This is a genomic window from Bradyrhizobium sp. Mp27 (assembly GCF_029953005.1).
Taxonomy (GTDB): Bacteria; Pseudomonadota; Alphaproteobacteria; order Rhizobiales; family Xanthobacteraceae; genus Bradyrhizobium; species Bradyrhizobium barranii.
On sequence record NZ_JASAUS010000011.1, the window covers coordinates 1 to 14,666 of the forward strand.

The window sequence follows — 14,666 nt, forward strand, 5'->3', positions numbered from 1 at the left end:
GAGCTGCCGGCCCGGCTCAAACGCTACAACCTCCTCATCGCGCGCCGCCGAGCCCAGGTCGAGACCACCTTCGCTACTCTCAAACGCCGCATGCGGCTGACCTGCATCCGCTACGTCGGTCTGATCAAGGCGACCGGGCAAGTCCTGCTCGCCTCGATCGCCTTCAACATGAGGCGGTGGGCCACGATCGCCGCGTGAGCCGCCCTCCGAGGGCAACCACTACAGATCTTCGCAGGCATTGCCGGGACCAGGGCATTCGCTCCTGACGTCTTCAGCCTCAAGAGCCGATAACGCAACAGGCCCAAAGGGGGAGAGAGAAGAAGCCTACACCGCAGCCGTCGTCACGCCGCCGTCGATCACGATGGTCTGGCCGGTCATGAAGCTGGACGCGTCGGAGGCGAGGTAGGCGACGGCGCCGGCGATTTCGTCGGGTTCGCCGATGCGGCGAAGGGGCGTGGTGGCGGTGCGGCGCTTGAGGTTGGCTTCGTCTTCCCACAGCGCGCGGGCGAAATCGGTCTTGACGAGGCCGGGCGCGATGCAGTTAACGCGGACGCCTTTCGGGCCCCATTCGCCGGCGAGCGAGCGGCATAGCGCGAAGTCGGCGGCCTTGGAGATGCCGTAGGCGCCGATCACGGTCGAGCCGCGCAGCCCCCCGATCGAGGAGATGATGACGACGGAGCCGCTGCCGCGCTCGGCCATTTGCGGGATCGCCAGCGCGGAGAGCCAGATGTTGCTCTTGACGTTGCTGCCCATGATCTTGTCGAAGGCCTCGTCGGTGATGTCGAGCAGCGGGCCGTAATACGGATTCACCGCGGCGTTGCAGACCAGGATGTCGATCTTGCCGTAGTGCTTGATCGTGCCCGAGATCAGCGCCTCGACCTCGGCCTTGCGCGCGATGTTGCAGGGAATGACGGTGGCATCGCCGCCGGCCGCGATGATGCCGTCGGCGACTTCCTTGCAGGCGTCCGCTTTCCGCGATGACACCACGACCTTGGCGCCGAGTTTTGCCAGCAACTCCGCCGAAGAGCGGCCGATGCCGCGGCTGGAGCCGGTGATGATTGCGACCTTGCCGGTGAGATCGAACGGGGTGTTTTTCATTTTAGTGGCTCCCTCTTCTTTGCATCGTCAAACTCGCCGTCATGGCCGGGCTTGTCCCGGCCATCCACGTTCTTCCCTTGCCGCCAAGACGTGGATGCCCGGGACAAGCCCGGGCATGACGATCTCTGTGCGGCTACCGCCTCGCGATACGGTGACTAGATCAACCCGCTCCCATCCGCCACGCGGCGCTGGTGGTAATCGGTATCACCAAAGCTGTTCTCGATCATGGTGAGGCGCTTGAAGTAGTGGCCGATCTTCGCCTCCATGGTCATGCCGATGCCGCCGTGGAGCTGGATCGCCTGCTGTCCCACGAACTTCAGCGACTTGCCGATCTGCACCTTGGCCGCGGCGATGGCGTTGGAACGCTCCTTGGCATCCTCGAAATCGCCGGCCATGGTCGCGAACATCGACATCGATCGCGCCTGCTCGGCGGCGACAAACATGTCGGAGGCGCGGTGCTGGAGCGACTGGAACGAGCCGATCGCGACGCCGAATTGCTTGCGCGTCTTGATGTACTCGACGGTGGTCTTGAGCGACTCGTCCATCAGCCCGACGGCCTCGGCGCAGAGCGCGATGCGGGCTTCGTCGACGACGCGCTCGATCAGCGCGAGCGAGTCGTCGGGATTGCCGAGCACCGCATCGGCGCCGACCTCGACACCGGTGAAGGTGATGTCGGCGGCGTGCAGGCCGTCCTGGGTCGGGTACGACTTCTTCGTCACGCCCTTGGCGTTCGCCGGCACCAGGAACACGCCGATGCCGGTCTTGTCGCGACGGTCGCCCTTGGTGCGGGCGGTGACGATCAGGGTCTCGGCGTTCTCGCCGTTCAGCACGACGAACTTCTCGCCGTCGATCACCCAGCCGTCGCCCTTCTTCTTCGCGGTCGTCGAGACGTCGAAGAGATCGTAGCGCGAGTTTTTCTCTAGCTGGGCAAAGGCGAGCGTCTTGCTGCCGTCGATGATCCCGGGCACGAGCGCGGCCTTCTGCGCATCGGAGCCGGCGTGGCGCAGGAAGCCGCCGCCGATCACGACCGTGGCCAGATACGGCTCGAGCACCAGCGCCTTGCCGAGCGCTTCCATCACGATCATGGTCTCGACACCGCCGCCGCCGAAGCCGCCATCGGCCTCCGCGAAGGGCAAGCCGAGCAGGCCCTGCTCGGCAAGCTTGCCCCAGACGGCCTGGCTCCAGCCGCCCTTCTCCTTCATGTATTTCTTGCGGCTCTCGAAATCATAGGAATCGGTCAGCAGGCCGTCGATGCTGTCCTTGAGAAGCCGCTGCTCCTCGTTCAGATCAAAATCCATTTCTTTGCTTCCTCGTACCCGAAATTATCTGGCTTCGTCATCCCGGGGCGCGCGCAGCGCGAGCCCGGGATCCATACTCCCGATCGTGGCTATGGATTCCGGGCTCGCGCTGCGCGCGCCCCGGAATGACGCCTAGAGCCCCAGCACCGCCTTGGCGATGATGTTGCGCTGGATCTCGTTGGAGCCGCCGTAGATCGAGACCTTGCGGTTGTTGAAGTAGCTCGGCGCGATCTGGGCGGTCCACTCCATGGCTTCGTTCGAGCCGTCGTCGCCGTGCACGTCGTAGGGTGCCGCGAACGGACCGATCACTTCCATCAAGAGCTCAGTGGTGGTCTGCTGGATCTCGGAGCCCTTGATCTTCAGCACCGAGGACGCCGGATTGGGCTTGCCCTTGCCGTGCTTGCCTTCGTCGGCGACGACACGGAGCTGCGTCAGCTCGAGCGCCTTCAGCTCGATCTCGCAGGCAGCAAGCTTCTCGCGGAACGCCGCATCCTGGATGATCGGCTTGCCGCCGGATTCGACCTTGGAGGCCAAGTCGCGGATGCGGCGCAGCCGCTCCTTGGAAACGCCGACCCGCGCGATGCCGGTGCGCTCATTGCCGAGCAGGAATTTGGCGTAATCCCAGCCCTTGTTCTCCTCGCCGATCAGGTTCTCGATGGGCACCTCGACGTCGTCGAAGAACACCTCGTTGACCTCGACGCCGCCGTCGATGGTCTGGATCGGACGCACGGTGACGCCTTTCGACTTCATGCTGAAGACGATGAAGGAGATGCCCATCTGCTTCTTGGCGGAGGGGTCGGTGCGGCAGAGGCAGAAGATCATGTCGGCGTGCTGGGCGAGCGTGGTCCAGGTCTTCTGGCCGTTGATGATCCACTTGTCGCCCTTGCGCTCGGCCTTGGTCTTGAGCGAGGCGAGGTCGGAGCCGGAGCCGGGCTCGGAGAAGCCCTGGCACCACCAGTCGTCGACATTGGCGATGCGCGGCAGATACTGCTTCTTCTGCTCTTCGTTGCCGAAGGTGTAGATCACCGGGCCGACCATGCTGACGCCGAAGGCGAGCGGCTGCGGCGCCGGATAGGACTGCAGCTCCTCGTTGAAGATGTAGTGCTGCACGGAGGTCCACCCGGTGCCGCCATACTGCTTCGGCCAGTGGCTGACGCCCCAGCCCTTCTTGTTGAGGATGCGCCACCACGTCACCATCTCGTCCTTCGAGAGGTGACGGCCCTCGACCAGCTTGCGCCGCGTATCCGGCGGCACGTTGTCGCGGAAGAATGATCGCACTTCCTCGCGAAACGCCTGCTCTTCCTTAGTGAATGCGAGATCCATCGGATCCTCCTGTGAGCTTCTTTGTTTCGTCGCCGTCAGGACGACGGTGAAATTACTGCAACACCTCGAACAGCCCGGCCGCGCCCATGCCGCCGCCGACGCACATGGTGACGACCGCGTACTTGGCCTTGCGGCGGCGGCCTTCGATCAGGGCGTGGCCGGTCAGGCGCGCACCCGACATGCCGTAGGGATGGCCGACCGAGATCGCGCCGCCGTCGACGTTGATCTTCTCGGGGTCGATGCCGAGCTTGTCGCGGCAATAGAGCACCTGCACCGCGAAGGCTTCGTTCAGCTCCCAGAGGCCGATGTCGTCGACGGTGAGGCCGTGGCGCTTGAGCAGGCGCGGCACGGCGAAGACCGGGCCAATGCCCATCTCGTCCGGCTCGCAGCCGGCGGAGACGAAGCCGCGGAAGATGCCGAGCGGCTTGAGGCCGCGCTTCGAGGCTTCCTTGTCGCTCATGATGACGGAGGCGCTGGCGCCGTCGGAGAGCTGGCTGGCATTGCCGGCGGTGATCGAAAAGCCTTCGCCGCGCACGGGCTTCAGGCCGGCAAGGCCTTCAGCGGTGGTCTCGGGGCGCGGGCCCTCGTCCTGCGACAAGGTCACCTCCTTCATCGACACGGCGCCGGTCGCCTTGTCGGTGACCGCCATCTGCGTCGTGATCGGCGCCAGCTCATCCCTAAACTTGCCGCCCTGCTGGGCCGCGGCGGTGCGGCGCTGGCTCTCCAGCGAATATTCATCCTGCTTCTCGCGCGAGATGCCGTAGCGCTTGGCGACGACTTCGGCGGTGTCGATCATGGGCATGTAGACCTCGCCCTTGATCTTGAGCAGCGCGGGATCTTGCGCGTGGAAGCCGTTCATCTTGTCGTTCTGCACGAGGCTGATCGACTCGCCGCCGCCGCCGACCGCGATCTCGACGCCGTCGAAGATCACCGAGCGCGCGGCAAGCGCGATGGCCTGGAGGCCCGAGGCGCATTGCCGGTCGATGGTGGTGCCCGCGACGGTCACGGGGAGACCCGCGCGGAGCAGCGCCTTGCGCGCGATGTTGCCGCCGGTCGCGCCCTGCTGCAGCGCCGCGCCCATCACGACGTCCTCGACCTCCTTCGGATCGACCTTGGCGCGGGCGACCGCCTCGCCGATGGCGTGGCCGAGCAAGGTTGCGCCCTCGGTGGCGTTGAGCATGCCGCGATAGGCCTTGCCGATCGGGGTGCGGGCGGTGGAAACGATGACGGCGTCGGTCAAGAGCGACCTCCTGATGCGTGTTGGCTGGATTGTGATGGTTTCTGCTGCTGGCGCAATTCGTGGCGCGACAATTTTCCGACCGGCGTGCGCGGCAGATCGTCGACGAACTCGACCGCTGCCGGCAGCTCGTGCTTGCCGACCTTGCCGGCAAGCTGCGCGCGCAGCTCGTCGAGCGAGAACGGCTTGGCGTCCGGCTTGAGCTTGATGAAAGCCTTGGCGGCCTCGCCGCGATACTGGTCGGGAATGCCGAGCACGATCACCTCGTGCACGCCTGGAATGGTGTAGATCGCCTGCTCGATCATCTGCGGATAGACGTTGAAGCCGCCGGAGATGATCATGTCCTTCTTGCGGTCGACCAGGAAGAAATAACCGTCGGTGTCAACATAGCCGATGTCGCCGGTGAGGAAGCGGCCGTCCGAAAAGGACTCCGCGGACTCCTTCGGCTTGTTCCAGTAGCCCTTGGTGACGTTCGGGCCCTTGATGCGGATTTCGCCGACTTCGCCCGGCGGCAGAACCTTTGTGGGGTCCTCCAGCGAGACCACGTCCATCTCGATGCCGGGCAGCATCAGGCCGATCGACCCCGGCTTGTCCGGTCCCGTCGGCGGGTGGCCGGTGCCGGGCGAGCAGGTCTCGGTCATGCCCCAGCCGCTCCGCAGCTTCTTGCCGACCTTGCGCTCGAAGAAGTTCGCGATCTCCACCGGCAGCGGCGCGCCGCCGGAGCCGATGACGGCGAGCGAGGAGAAGTCGCGCTTGTCGAGATCAGGGAGTGCCGCGATCGCGATCCACATTGTCGGCACGCCCGGGAAGTACGTCGCGCGCTTGATTTCGATGTCGCGCATCACCGCCTCGACATCGAAGCGCTGGTGGAGCGAGATCAGATTGCCGCGGCTGAGCGAGGACAGCAGCACGACGGTGAGCGCATAGATGTGGAACAGCGGCAGCACGCAGATCACGCGCTCGCCGACGTCGCCGCGCGCCGCACGCGACGGCTTGCCCCAGACATCGTAGATCGACACCGCGGAGGTGAGATTGCCGTGGGTGAGCATCGCGCCCTTGGGCAGGCCGGTGGTGCCGCCGGTATATTGCAGCAGCGCGACGTCGTCCGCCGTCACGGACGGCCACTCCACCGGCGCGGTGGCGCCCTCGACGAAGCTCTTGAAGGTGACGATGCGGGGATCGTCGGGGATCGGCGCCTGCGGCGTGCCGACCTTGCCCCAATCGTTGTCCTCGCAGACGACGAGGCGATCGATCAGGCCCTTCTCCAGGAACTTAAGCGCGGTCGGCAGCAGCGCCGCGAGGTTGGAGGTGACGAGCAGGCGCGAGCCGGAATCCGAGACCTTGTGCGTCAGCGCGATCTCGCCGTCGAGCGGGGAGAGATGCGCGACGCGGGCCCCGGCCTTGAGCGCGCCGAAGAAATTGACGGGGTGATCGGGTGTGTTGCCGAGGAACAGCGCGACAGAGCTGTTCTTGCCGCAGCCGGCGCGCAGGAACGCCGCTGCCGCGCGCTCGGCCATGGCGGTGAGCTCGGTATAGCTGATCGGACGATCGCGGAATTCCAGCGCGGTGCGCGGGCCGAAATCGGCGGCGGCGTTCGACAAGAGGTCAGGCAGCGAGCCTTGGACGATGGTGTCGTCCCAACGCACGCCCTCGGGATAAAACTGTTCGCCGGGATGGGTCATTATTCTTGATTGGTTGAGCGAGCAACTAACAGAGACCGTCATTCCGGGGCGCGACAAAGTCGCGAGCCCTGAATCCATAACCACCAGCTGGGGTTATGGATTCCGGGCCTGCGCCTTGCGGCGCATCCCGGAATGACGAGGGTTGAGATGAAGCGGCCATCACGCCGCTTTCGACGCCGCCGCCAGCGACGCGAACGTCTTGCCTTCGGCCGCGAGCTTCTTCAGCAGCGGCGCAGGCTCGAGGCTCGGATCGTTGGTCTCCTTGGCGTAGAAGGAGAGACGATCGGCGATGTGCTTGAGGCCGACGGTGTCGGCCCAGAACATCGGGCCGCCGCGGTAGATCGGCCAGCCGTAGCCGTAGAGCCAGACCACGTCGATGTCGGAAGGACGCGCCGCGATGCCCTCTTCGAGGATCTTCGCGCCCTCGTTGATCATCGGGTACATCATGCGCTCGAGGATCTCCTCGTCGCTGACGACGCGCTTCTTGCGGCCGAGACGGAGTAGCGTCTCGTCGATCAGCTTTTCGACCTCCGGATCGGGCAGCGCGGAGCGACTTCCCGCTTCATACTTGTAGTAGCCCTTGCCGGTCTTCTGGCCGAAGCGGCCGGCTTCGCAGAGCGCATCCGCGATCTCCGACTTGATGCCGCGGTCCTTGCGCGAGCGCCAGCCGATGTCGAGGCCGGCGAGGTCGCCCATCGCGAACGGCCCCATCGGCATGCCGAATTTGGTGACCACGGCATCGACCTGCTGCGGCAAGGCACCTTCGAACAGCAGCTTTTCCGACTGCTTGCCACGCTGCGCCAGCATGCGGTTGCCGACGAAGCCGTCGCAGACGCCGACCACGGCCGGCACCTTCGCGATCTTGCGCGCGATGGTCACGGCGGTGACCAGCGCATCCGGCGCGGTCTTGTCGGCGCGCACGATCTCGCACAGCTTCATGACGTTGGCGGGCGAGAAGAAGTGCATGCCGAGCACGTCCTGCGGCCGCTTGGTCGACTTCGCGATCTCGTCGATGTTGAGGTAGGAGGTGTTGGAGGCGAGTACGGCACCGGGCTTGACGTATTGGTCGAGCTTGCCGAACACTTCCTTCTTCACCGCCATGGTCTCGAACACGGCCTCGATCACCAGGTCAGCATCGCCGACGTTCTCGATGCCGACGACGCCGTTGATCAGCGCCATGCGCTTGGCGGGCGCGTCGGCCGGGATGCCGCCGCGCGCGGCGGTCGCTTCCCAGTTCTTCTGCATGATGCCCATGCCGCGCTTGAGCTGTTCCTCGCCGGTCTCGATCAGGGTGACGGGCACGCCGGCATTGGCAAAGGACATCGCGATGCCGCCGCCCATGGTGCCGGCACCGAGGATAGCGACGCGGTTCACGGGCCGCGATTTGGTGCCCTCAGGGACGCCGGCGATCTTGCTGGCCTCGCGCTCGGCGAAGAAGGCATAACGCTGTGCCTTGGACTGGTCGCTGGAGACGAGCTTGAGGAAGCCCTCGCGCTCCTTCTTCAGCCCCTCGTCGAACGGCAAGTCGATGGCGTAGCCGACGGCGTCGGCGGCGGCGAACGGCGCCTCCAGGCCGCGCGCCTTCTTGGTCATGGCGGCGACCGCATTGGTGAAGATCGAGCGGTCGGCCTTGGCCGCCGCGAGCTTCGAATCGTCGTCGCGCAGGCGCCGCAGCGGACGCTTCTCGGCGAGCAGCTTGCGCACGAAGGCTTCGCCGCCGGAGGCCGGACCTTCGACGATCTCCTCGATCAGGCCATTCTTGAGCGCTTCGGCAGCACCGATCGGATCACCGCCGACGATCATCTTGACCGCGAGTTCCGGCCCGACCGCGCGCGGCAGGCGCTGGGTGCCGCCGGCACCCGGCAGCAGGCCGAGCTTCACCTCGGGCAGGCCGAGCTTGGCTTCCTTCACGGCCACGCGGAAATGACAGGCCAGCGCGACCTCGAGGCCGCCGCCGAGCGCGGTGCCATGGATCGCGGCGACGACCGGCTTGGGCGAGTTCTCGATCTCGGCGAGGACGTCGTTGAGGCCGGGCGGCTTCGGCGGCTTGCCGAACTCGGTGATGTCGGCACCGGCGATAAAGGTGCGGCCGGCGCAGGTCAGCACGATGCCCTTGATCGCGGGATCGGCGATCGCGGCCTTGATGCATTCGAGAATACCACCGCGCACTGCGGCACTCAGCGCATTGACCGGAGGACTGTTGACCGTGACGATCCCGACTTCGTCATGACGCTCAAGCTTGACCACTTCGCTCACGGCTTCCCTCCTTGGTGGGGATTTACTTTTGTTCGATTTCGCGGTGCGGAATTTAATTCCGCATCTTGACGGCAGGGTTATTTTGAAGCACGGACGTTGTCAACGACTCCGCGCAAGAAGCAGATCAGGGATGAAGCGTACAGGCAAGAAGACTGCGACCGATCGGAATTTCGTCGTCGCGCTTTCCCGCGGACTAGATGTTTTGCGCGCATTCCAACCCAGCGATGGACTTCTCGGCAACCAGGAGATCGCCGCGCGGACGAACCTGCCCAAGCCGACCGTTTCGCGCCTGACCTACACGTTGACGAAGCTCGGTTATCTGACACCGGTTCCCCGTTTCGAGAAGTACCAGCTCGCGCCCGCCGCGATGGCGCTCGGTTATGCGGCGTTGTCCAATCTCGGCGTTCGGCATTTGTCCGAGCCATTTCGCGAGGAACTGATGCGCGCGACCGGCGGCGCCGTCGCGATCGGCGGCCGCGACCGTCACAGCATGATCTATTTCGGGCAAAGTCGCGGCAGCGAGACGGTCGGCGTTCAACTTGACGTCGGCTCCCGCGTGCCGATTGCAACCAGCGCGATGGGCCGCGCCTATTTCTGGGCGCTCGACGAAGAAGGCCGCGCCGAGGTGTCCCGCATCCTGCGCGAACATTACGGCAGCCGCTGGCCGAAGATGCGCGACGGACTGGAACGTTCTGGCGAGACCGTCGCGAAATACGGTTTCGCGATGTCCGTCGGCGACTGGCACGACGACATCGGCGCCGCCGGCGTCGCACTCAAGCTCAACGACGGAACCGGACCTTACGCGTTCAATTGCGGCGCGCCCGCATTCCGCTTCACGGAAGAGCGTTTGATCAACGACATTGGACCGCGTCTGCTGGCGATGGTAAGGAACATTGAAGCGGCACTCGGGGGACTGATGCCGCAATCCAAAAAAGAAGTCAGCAAAAAGCTGAAATCAGGAGGAAAAGTTGCGCGTGTGGCCGAGGGGTTCAGATAGCCTTTGTCATCACCGGGAGCGGTTCGCATCGCCCCTTCGCCCACTGACGTGTGTGGGCGAGACGAGATGACGCAGGCACAGCTCGCGCGGGGGACATCGCCCCTGCTCGCGGTTCGCGACGTCAGCGTCGTGTTCGGCGGCATCATTGCGCTCAACGGCGTGTCCTTTGACATGCACAAGGGCCAGATCCTCGGATTGATCGGCCCCAACGGCGCCGGCAAGACCACGCTCTTCAATTGCCTTTCGCGGCTCTATCAGCCGTCGTCGGGCGACATCCTGATGGAAGGCGTGAGCATCCTGTCGCGGCCTCCGCACCGGATCGCCGAGATCGGCATCGGCCGCACCTTCCAGAACGTGGCGCTGTTTCCGAACCTCTCGGTGATGGACAACGTCCGCGTCGGCGCCCATTCGAAGACCTCCAGCGACATCATCAGCGACTCGCTTCGGCTCGCCTGGGTCCGGCGCAGCGAGACCGACGTCAACAAGAAGGTCCAGGAGATCCTCGCCTATCTCAAGCTCGAGGACGTCGCCCACACCATCGTGTCCGGCCTGCCCTTCGGCACGCAGAAACGCGTCGAGCTGGCGCGTGCGCTCGCGGCCGACCCGAAGATCCTGCTGCTCGACGAGCCCGCCGGCGGCCTCAACCACGAGGAAGTCTACGTGCTCGGCGACCTCATCCGCCGCATCCGCGACGACCGCCACATGACCGTGCTGCTGGTCGAGCACCACATGGGCCTCGTGATGTCGATCGCCGACCACGTCGTCGCGCTGAATTTCGGCAAGAAGCTCGCGGAAGGCACGCCGGCCCAGGTGCAGGCGGACCCCGACGTCATCAAGGCCTATCTCGGGAGCAAGGACCAATGACGACGCTGCTCAACGTCAAGGACCTGCGCGCCTATTACGGCCAGGTCCAGGCGCTCCATGGCCTGTCCTTCTCGCTCAACGAAGGATCGTTGACGACGCTGCTCGGCGCCAATGGCGCCGGCAAGACCACCACCCTGCGCGCGATCTGCAACATGGTGCGTTCCACCGGTGCGATCGAGTTCGAAGGCAAGCCGCTCAGCAACCGCTCCACCGAGAGCATCGTGCGGTTCGGCATCGCCCACGTGCCGCAGGGCCGCGGCACCTTCACGACCATGACGGTCGAGGAGAACCTCCAGCTCGGGGCCATCACCCGCAAGGACAGCGCCGGCATCGTTTCCGACATCGAGCGCATGTACGCGCATTTCCCGGTGCTGAAGCAGCGCCACACCCAGCAGGCCGGCACGCTCTCGGGCGGCGAGCAGCAGATGCTCGCGGTCGCCCGCGCGCTGATGCTGCGGCCGCGCCTGATGCTGCTTGACGAGCCGTCCTTCGGACTGGCGCCGCTGGTGGTGCGCGACCTGTTCGGCATCCTCGGCAAGATCAACCGCGAGGACAAGGTGTCGATCCTGGTGGTCGAGCAGAACGCCCAGCTCGCGCTCGAGCTCGCCGACCAGGCCTATGTGATCGAGACCGGACGCATCGTGATGTCGGGCAATGCCAAGGACATCGCGAACAACGAAGAAATCCGCAAATCCTATCTGGGTTACTGAGGAGCCGGCACGATGGAGCTGTTCACCAACCAAGTGCTGGCCGGCATCGCCACGGGCGCGATCTACGCCTGCATGGCGCTCGCCGTGGTCATGATCTACCAGGCGATCGACCATCTCAACTTCGCGCAGGGCGAGATGGCGATGTTCTCGACCTTCATCTCGTGGCAGCTGATGCAGTGGGGCGTGCCCTACTGGGCCGCCTTCGTCATCACGCTGGCGCTCTCCTTCGTCGCCGGCATCGCGATCGAGCGCATCCTGTTCAAGCCGCTGGCGAAAGCACCGGTGCTGACCAACGTCGCCGGCTTCATCGCGCTGTTTGCGATCATCAACTCCTCGGCCGGCCTGATCTGGGACTTCACCATCAAGCAGTACCCGACCCCGTTCGGCTCCGCGCCGTTCCTGGGCAGCCAGCTGATCTCGACCCACCAGGCCGGCATGATCGGCGTCACGGTGCTGCTGCTGCTCGGCCTCTACTTCTTCTTCCAGTACACGCGCATCGGCCTGGCCATGCGTGCGGCCGCCTCGGTGCCCGAATCGGCCCGTCTCGTCGGCATCAACACGTCCTGGATGATCGCGCTCGGCTGGGGCATGGCGACTGCGATCGGCGCGATCGCCGGCATGCTGATCGCCCCTGTCGTGTTCCTCGAGCCCAACATGATGGGCGGCGTGCTGATCTACGGGTTTGCCGCCGCGGTGCTCGGCGGTCTCACCAGCCCGTTCGGCGCCGTGGTCGGCGGCTTCCTGGTCGGCATCTTCGAGAACCTCGCGGGCACCTACATTCCCGGCGTCGGCAATGAGCTGAAACTCCCGATCGCGCTCGCGCTGATCATCTCCGTCCTGGTCGTCAAACCCGCTGGCCTGTTCGGCCGGCACATCGTCAAGCGAGTTTGATCATGAGCGCTGCAGAAGAAGTCGTTGCAGAAGGCCACGAGGCGGTCGAGGCCGTTCCGAAGCGGGCCATGACGCTGGGCACCGGCACCTCGCTGGTGGTGCTCGCGGCACTGCTGATCGCACCCGTTTTCGTCAAGAACTTCATCATCTTCCAGATGACGATGCTCCTGATCTACGGGCTCGCGGTGCTGGCGCTGAACATCTTGACCGGCGGAAGCGGCCAGTTCTCGCTCGGCCAGAGCGCGTTCTACGCGGTCGGCGCCTATACGACGGCGGTGCTGATGGAGCACTTCAACGTCAATTACGCGCTGACGCTGCCGATCGCCGGCGTCGTCTGTTTCGGCTTCGGCTTCCTGTTCGGGCAGCCGGCGCTGCGGCTCTCCGGCGTCTACCTCGCGCTCGCGACCTTCGCGCTCGCCACCGCCATGCCGCAGCTCCTCAAGCTGAACTTCCTCGAGCACTGGACCGGCGGCGTGCAGGGCCTCGTCGTCACCAAGCCGGACGCGCCGTTCGGGCTGCCGATGTCGCAGGACATGTGGCTGTACTACTTCACGCTCGTGGTCGTGATTGCGATCTATATCTTCTCGGTGAACCTGCTGCGTTCCCGCTCGGGCCGCGCCTTCATGGCGATCCGCGACAACGAGATCGCGGCCTCCGCGATGGGCGTCGACGTCGCGCTGTACAAGACGCTGGCCTTCGGCGTCTCCGCCGCCATCACCGGCGTCGCCGGCTCGCTCGGCGCCATCGCGGTGCAGTTCGTTGCACCCGACAGCTACACCATCACGCTCGCGATCTCGCTGTTCCTCGGCATGGTCGTCGGCGGCGTCGGCTGGCTGCCCGGCTCGATCGTCGGCGCCGCCTTCATCATCTTCGTGCCGAACATCGCGGAGGGCATCTCCAAGGGGCTCTCCGGCGCGGTGTTCGGCGTGCTCCTGTTCCTCGTCATCTACCTCGTGCCGCATGGCGCAAGGCAAGTCGCGATCCTGGGCCAGCAGCTCGCCGGTCGGCTCAGGAAGAACTGAAACGTCCATCCAGACTGTTGTTTTAACCAAGGAGACCCAATTGCCTTTCGGAAGAATACTGCGAACCACCGCACTCGTAACGGCGGTCGCGACCCTCACCTCCGGCGCAGCACTTGCTCAGAAGAAGTACGACACCGGCGCGTCCGATACCGAGATCAAGATCGGCAACATCATGCCGTACAGCGGTCCGGCGTCGGCCTATGGCATCATCGGCAAGACCGAAGAAGCCTATTTCAAGATGATCAACGACAAGGGCGGCATCAACGGCCGCAAGATCAACTTCGTCACCTATGACGACGCCTATTCGCCGCCGAAGGCCGTCGAGCAGGTCCGCAAACTGGTCGAAAGCGACGAAGTGCTGGCCGTGTACAATCCGCTCGGCACGCCCTCGAACACCGCGATCCAGAAGTACCTGAACGCCAAGAAGATCCCGCAGCTGTTCGTCGCCACCGGCGCCACCAAGTGGAACGACCCGAAGAACTTCCCCTGGACCATCGGCTGGCAGCCGTCCTACCAGAGCGAAGCGCAGATCTACGCGAAATGGCTGATGAAGGAAAAGCCGAACGCCAAGGTCGCGATCCTCTACCAGAACGATGATTTCGGCAAAGACTACCTCAAGGGCACCAAGGACGGTCTCGGCGCCAAGGGCGCGTCCATGATCATCATGGAAGAGAGCTACGAGATCTCCGAGCCGTCGATCGACGGCCACATCGTCACGATCAAGGCCGCCAATCCCGACGTGCTGCTGATCTACGCGACGCCGAAGTTCGCGGCCCAGACCATCAAGAAGACCGCCGAGCTCAGCTGGAAGCCGCTGCAGATCCTCACCAACGTGTCGATCTCGGTTGGCAGCGTGATGAAGCCGGCCGGCTTCGAGGCCTCGCAGGACGTTCTGTCGGCGGCCTATGCCAAGGATTCCACCGACCCGCAGTGGAACAACGACCCCGGCATGAAGAAGTGGAACGAGTTCGTCGACAAGTACATGCCCGGCGCCGACAAGACCGACACCGGCATGGTCTACGGCTACGGCGCGGCGTCGACCCTGGTCAAGACGCTGGAGATGTGCGGTGACGACCTCACCCGCGCCAACCTGATGAAGCAGGCCGCTTCCTTGAAGGATTTTGCACCGGACACGTTGCTGCCCGGCGTCAAGATCAACACCAGCGCCACCGACTTCGCTCCGATCTCGCAGCTCCAGATGCAGCGTTTCAAGGGCGAGAAGTGGGAACTGTTCGGCGAGATCATCAGCGGCGACGTCGCTTCCGAGTGACGCTGACGCAATAGTCCA

The 14,666-nt window shown here is 64.8% G+C and carries 13 protein-coding genes; 7 read left to right on the forward strand and 6 right to left on the reverse strand.

Features of this window, described 5'->3' with window-relative positions; all coding sequences use genetic code 11:
• On the forward strand, positions 1-198 hold a 198-nt coding region (locus QJT78_RS09510; protein ID WP_281460221.1), incomplete at its 5' end, for a transposase.
• 126 nt (positions 199-324) lie between these two features.
• On the opposite strand, the gene QJT78_RS09515 is transcribed toward QJT78_RS09510, so the two are convergent.
• The 6 genes from QJT78_RS09515 to QJT78_RS09540 all read right to left on the reverse strand — a co-directional run bounded on the left by QJT78_RS09515 (position 325) and on the right by QJT78_RS09540 (position 8,894).
• Positions 325-1,098 carry an SDR family oxidoreductase gene (locus tag QJT78_RS09515; RefSeq protein WP_028151931.1) on the reverse strand — a complete coding sequence of 258 codons (774 nt, stop codon included), beginning with the start codon at positions 1,096-1,098 and terminating at the stop codon, positions 325-327.
• Positions 1,099-1,253: 155 nt separating this feature from the next.
• On the reverse strand, positions 1,254-2,396 hold the full coding sequence (gene pimD / locus QJT78_RS09520; protein WP_028151932.1) for a pimeloyl-CoA dehydrogenase small subunit: 1,143 nt from the start codon (positions 2,394-2,396) through the stop codon (positions 1,254-1,256).
• A 132-nt stretch (positions 2,397-2,528) separates the two neighbouring features.
• Positions 2,529-3,719 (reverse strand): pimeloyl-CoA dehydrogenase large subunit, encoded by a 1,191-nt coding sequence (pimC, locus tag QJT78_RS09525; RefSeq protein WP_028151933.1) that lies wholly within the window; start codon positions 3,717-3,719, stop codon positions 2,529-2,531.
• 52 nt (positions 3,720-3,771) lie between these two features.
• Positions 3,772-4,959, reverse strand: coding sequence for an acetyl-CoA C-acyltransferase (locus QJT78_RS09530; RefSeq protein ID WP_028151934.1), 1,188 nt, complete (start codon positions 4,957-4,959; stop codon positions 3,772-3,774).
• Positions 4,956-6,638: a dicarboxylate--CoA ligase PimA gene (gene pimA / locus QJT78_RS09535; RefSeq protein WP_028151935.1), complete on the reverse strand. Its 1,683-nt coding sequence runs from the start codon at positions 6,636-6,638 to the stop codon at positions 4,956-4,958. The genes QJT78_RS09530 and pimA overlap by 4 nt, the downstream gene beginning before the upstream one ends.
• A 159-nt stretch (positions 6,639-6,797) precedes the next feature.
• Positions 6,798-8,894, reverse strand: coding sequence for a 3-hydroxyacyl-CoA dehydrogenase NAD-binding domain-containing protein (locus tag QJT78_RS09540; protein ID WP_028151936.1), 2,097 nt, complete (start codon positions 8,892-8,894; stop codon positions 6,798-6,800).
• Positions 8,895-9,024: 130 nt separating this feature from the next.
• On the opposite strand from QJT78_RS09540, the gene QJT78_RS09545 reads away from it, so the two are divergent.
• The 6 genes from QJT78_RS09545 (at position 9,025) to QJT78_RS09570 (ending at position 14,648) form a co-directional block, all read left to right on the forward strand.
• Positions 9,025-9,891, forward strand: a complete 867-nt coding sequence (locus QJT78_RS09545) for an IclR family transcriptional regulator (protein ID WP_028151937.1) — start codon at positions 9,025-9,027, stop codon at positions 9,889-9,891.
• Between the two features lie 66 nt (positions 9,892-9,957).
• On the forward strand, positions 9,958-10,755 hold the full coding sequence (locus tag QJT78_RS09550; protein WP_028151938.1) for an ABC transporter ATP-binding protein: 798 nt from the start codon (positions 9,958-9,960) through the stop codon (positions 10,753-10,755).
• On the forward strand, positions 10,752-11,465 hold the full coding sequence (locus tag QJT78_RS09555) for an ABC transporter ATP-binding protein (protein ID WP_014498266.1): 714 nt from the start codon (positions 10,752-10,754) through the stop codon (positions 11,463-11,465). The genes QJT78_RS09550 and QJT78_RS09555 overlap by 4 nt, the downstream gene beginning before the upstream one ends.
• A 12-nt stretch (positions 11,466-11,477) precedes the next feature.
• Positions 11,478-12,356, forward strand: a complete 879-nt coding sequence (locus tag QJT78_RS09560; RefSeq protein WP_014498267.1) for a branched-chain amino acid ABC transporter permease — start codon at positions 11,478-11,480, stop codon at positions 12,354-12,356.
• 2 nt (positions 12,357-12,358) lie between these two features.
• On the forward strand, positions 12,359-13,378 hold the full coding sequence (locus QJT78_RS09565) for a branched-chain amino acid ABC transporter permease (RefSeq protein WP_038942467.1): 1,020 nt from the start codon (positions 12,359-12,361) through the stop codon (positions 13,376-13,378).
• A gap of 40 nt (positions 13,379-13,418) precedes the next feature.
• The gene (locus tag QJT78_RS09570) at positions 13,419-14,648 is read left to right on the forward strand and encodes an ABC transporter substrate-binding protein (protein ID WP_038942468.1); all 1,230 of its coding nucleotides are present in this window, start codon (positions 13,419-13,421) and stop codon (positions 14,646-14,648) included.
• Positions 14,649-14,666: the final 18 nt, after the last annotated feature.

Bases quoted from the DNA above. Each gene is read 5' to 3' on its own strand.
- QJT78_RS09550 (WP_028151938.1), top strand. From the start codon at position 9,958: ATGACGCAGGCACAGCTCGCGCGGGGGACATCGCCCCTGCTCGCGGTT.
- pimD (WP_028151932.1), bottom strand. From the start codon at position 2,396: ATGGATTTTGATCTGAACGAGGAGCAGCGGCTTCTCAAGGACAGCATC.
- QJT78_RS09555 (WP_014498266.1), top strand. From the start codon at position 10,752: ATGACGACGCTGCTCAACGTCAAGGACCTGCGCGCCTATTACGGCCAG.
- QJT78_RS09515 (WP_028151931.1), bottom strand. From the start codon at position 1,098: ATGAAAAACACCCCGTTCGATCTCACCGGCAAGGTCGCAATCATCACC.
- QJT78_RS09545 (WP_028151937.1), top strand. From the start codon at position 9,025: ATGAAGCGTACAGGCAAGAAGACTGCGACCGATCGGAATTTCGTCGTC.
- pimC (WP_028151933.1), bottom strand. From the start codon at position 3,719: ATGGATCTCGCATTCACTAAGGAAGAGCAGGCGTTTCGCGAGGAAGTG.
- QJT78_RS09560 (WP_014498267.1), top strand. From the start codon at position 11,478: ATGGAGCTGTTCACCAACCAAGTGCTGGCCGGCATCGCCACGGGCGCG.
- QJT78_RS09565 (WP_038942467.1), top strand. From the start codon at position 12,359: ATGAGCGCTGCAGAAGAAGTCGTTGCAGAAGGCCACGAGGCGGTCGAG.
- pimA (WP_028151935.1), bottom strand. From the start codon at position 6,638: ATGACCCATCCCGGCGAACAGTTTTATCCCGAGGGCGTGCGTTGGGAC.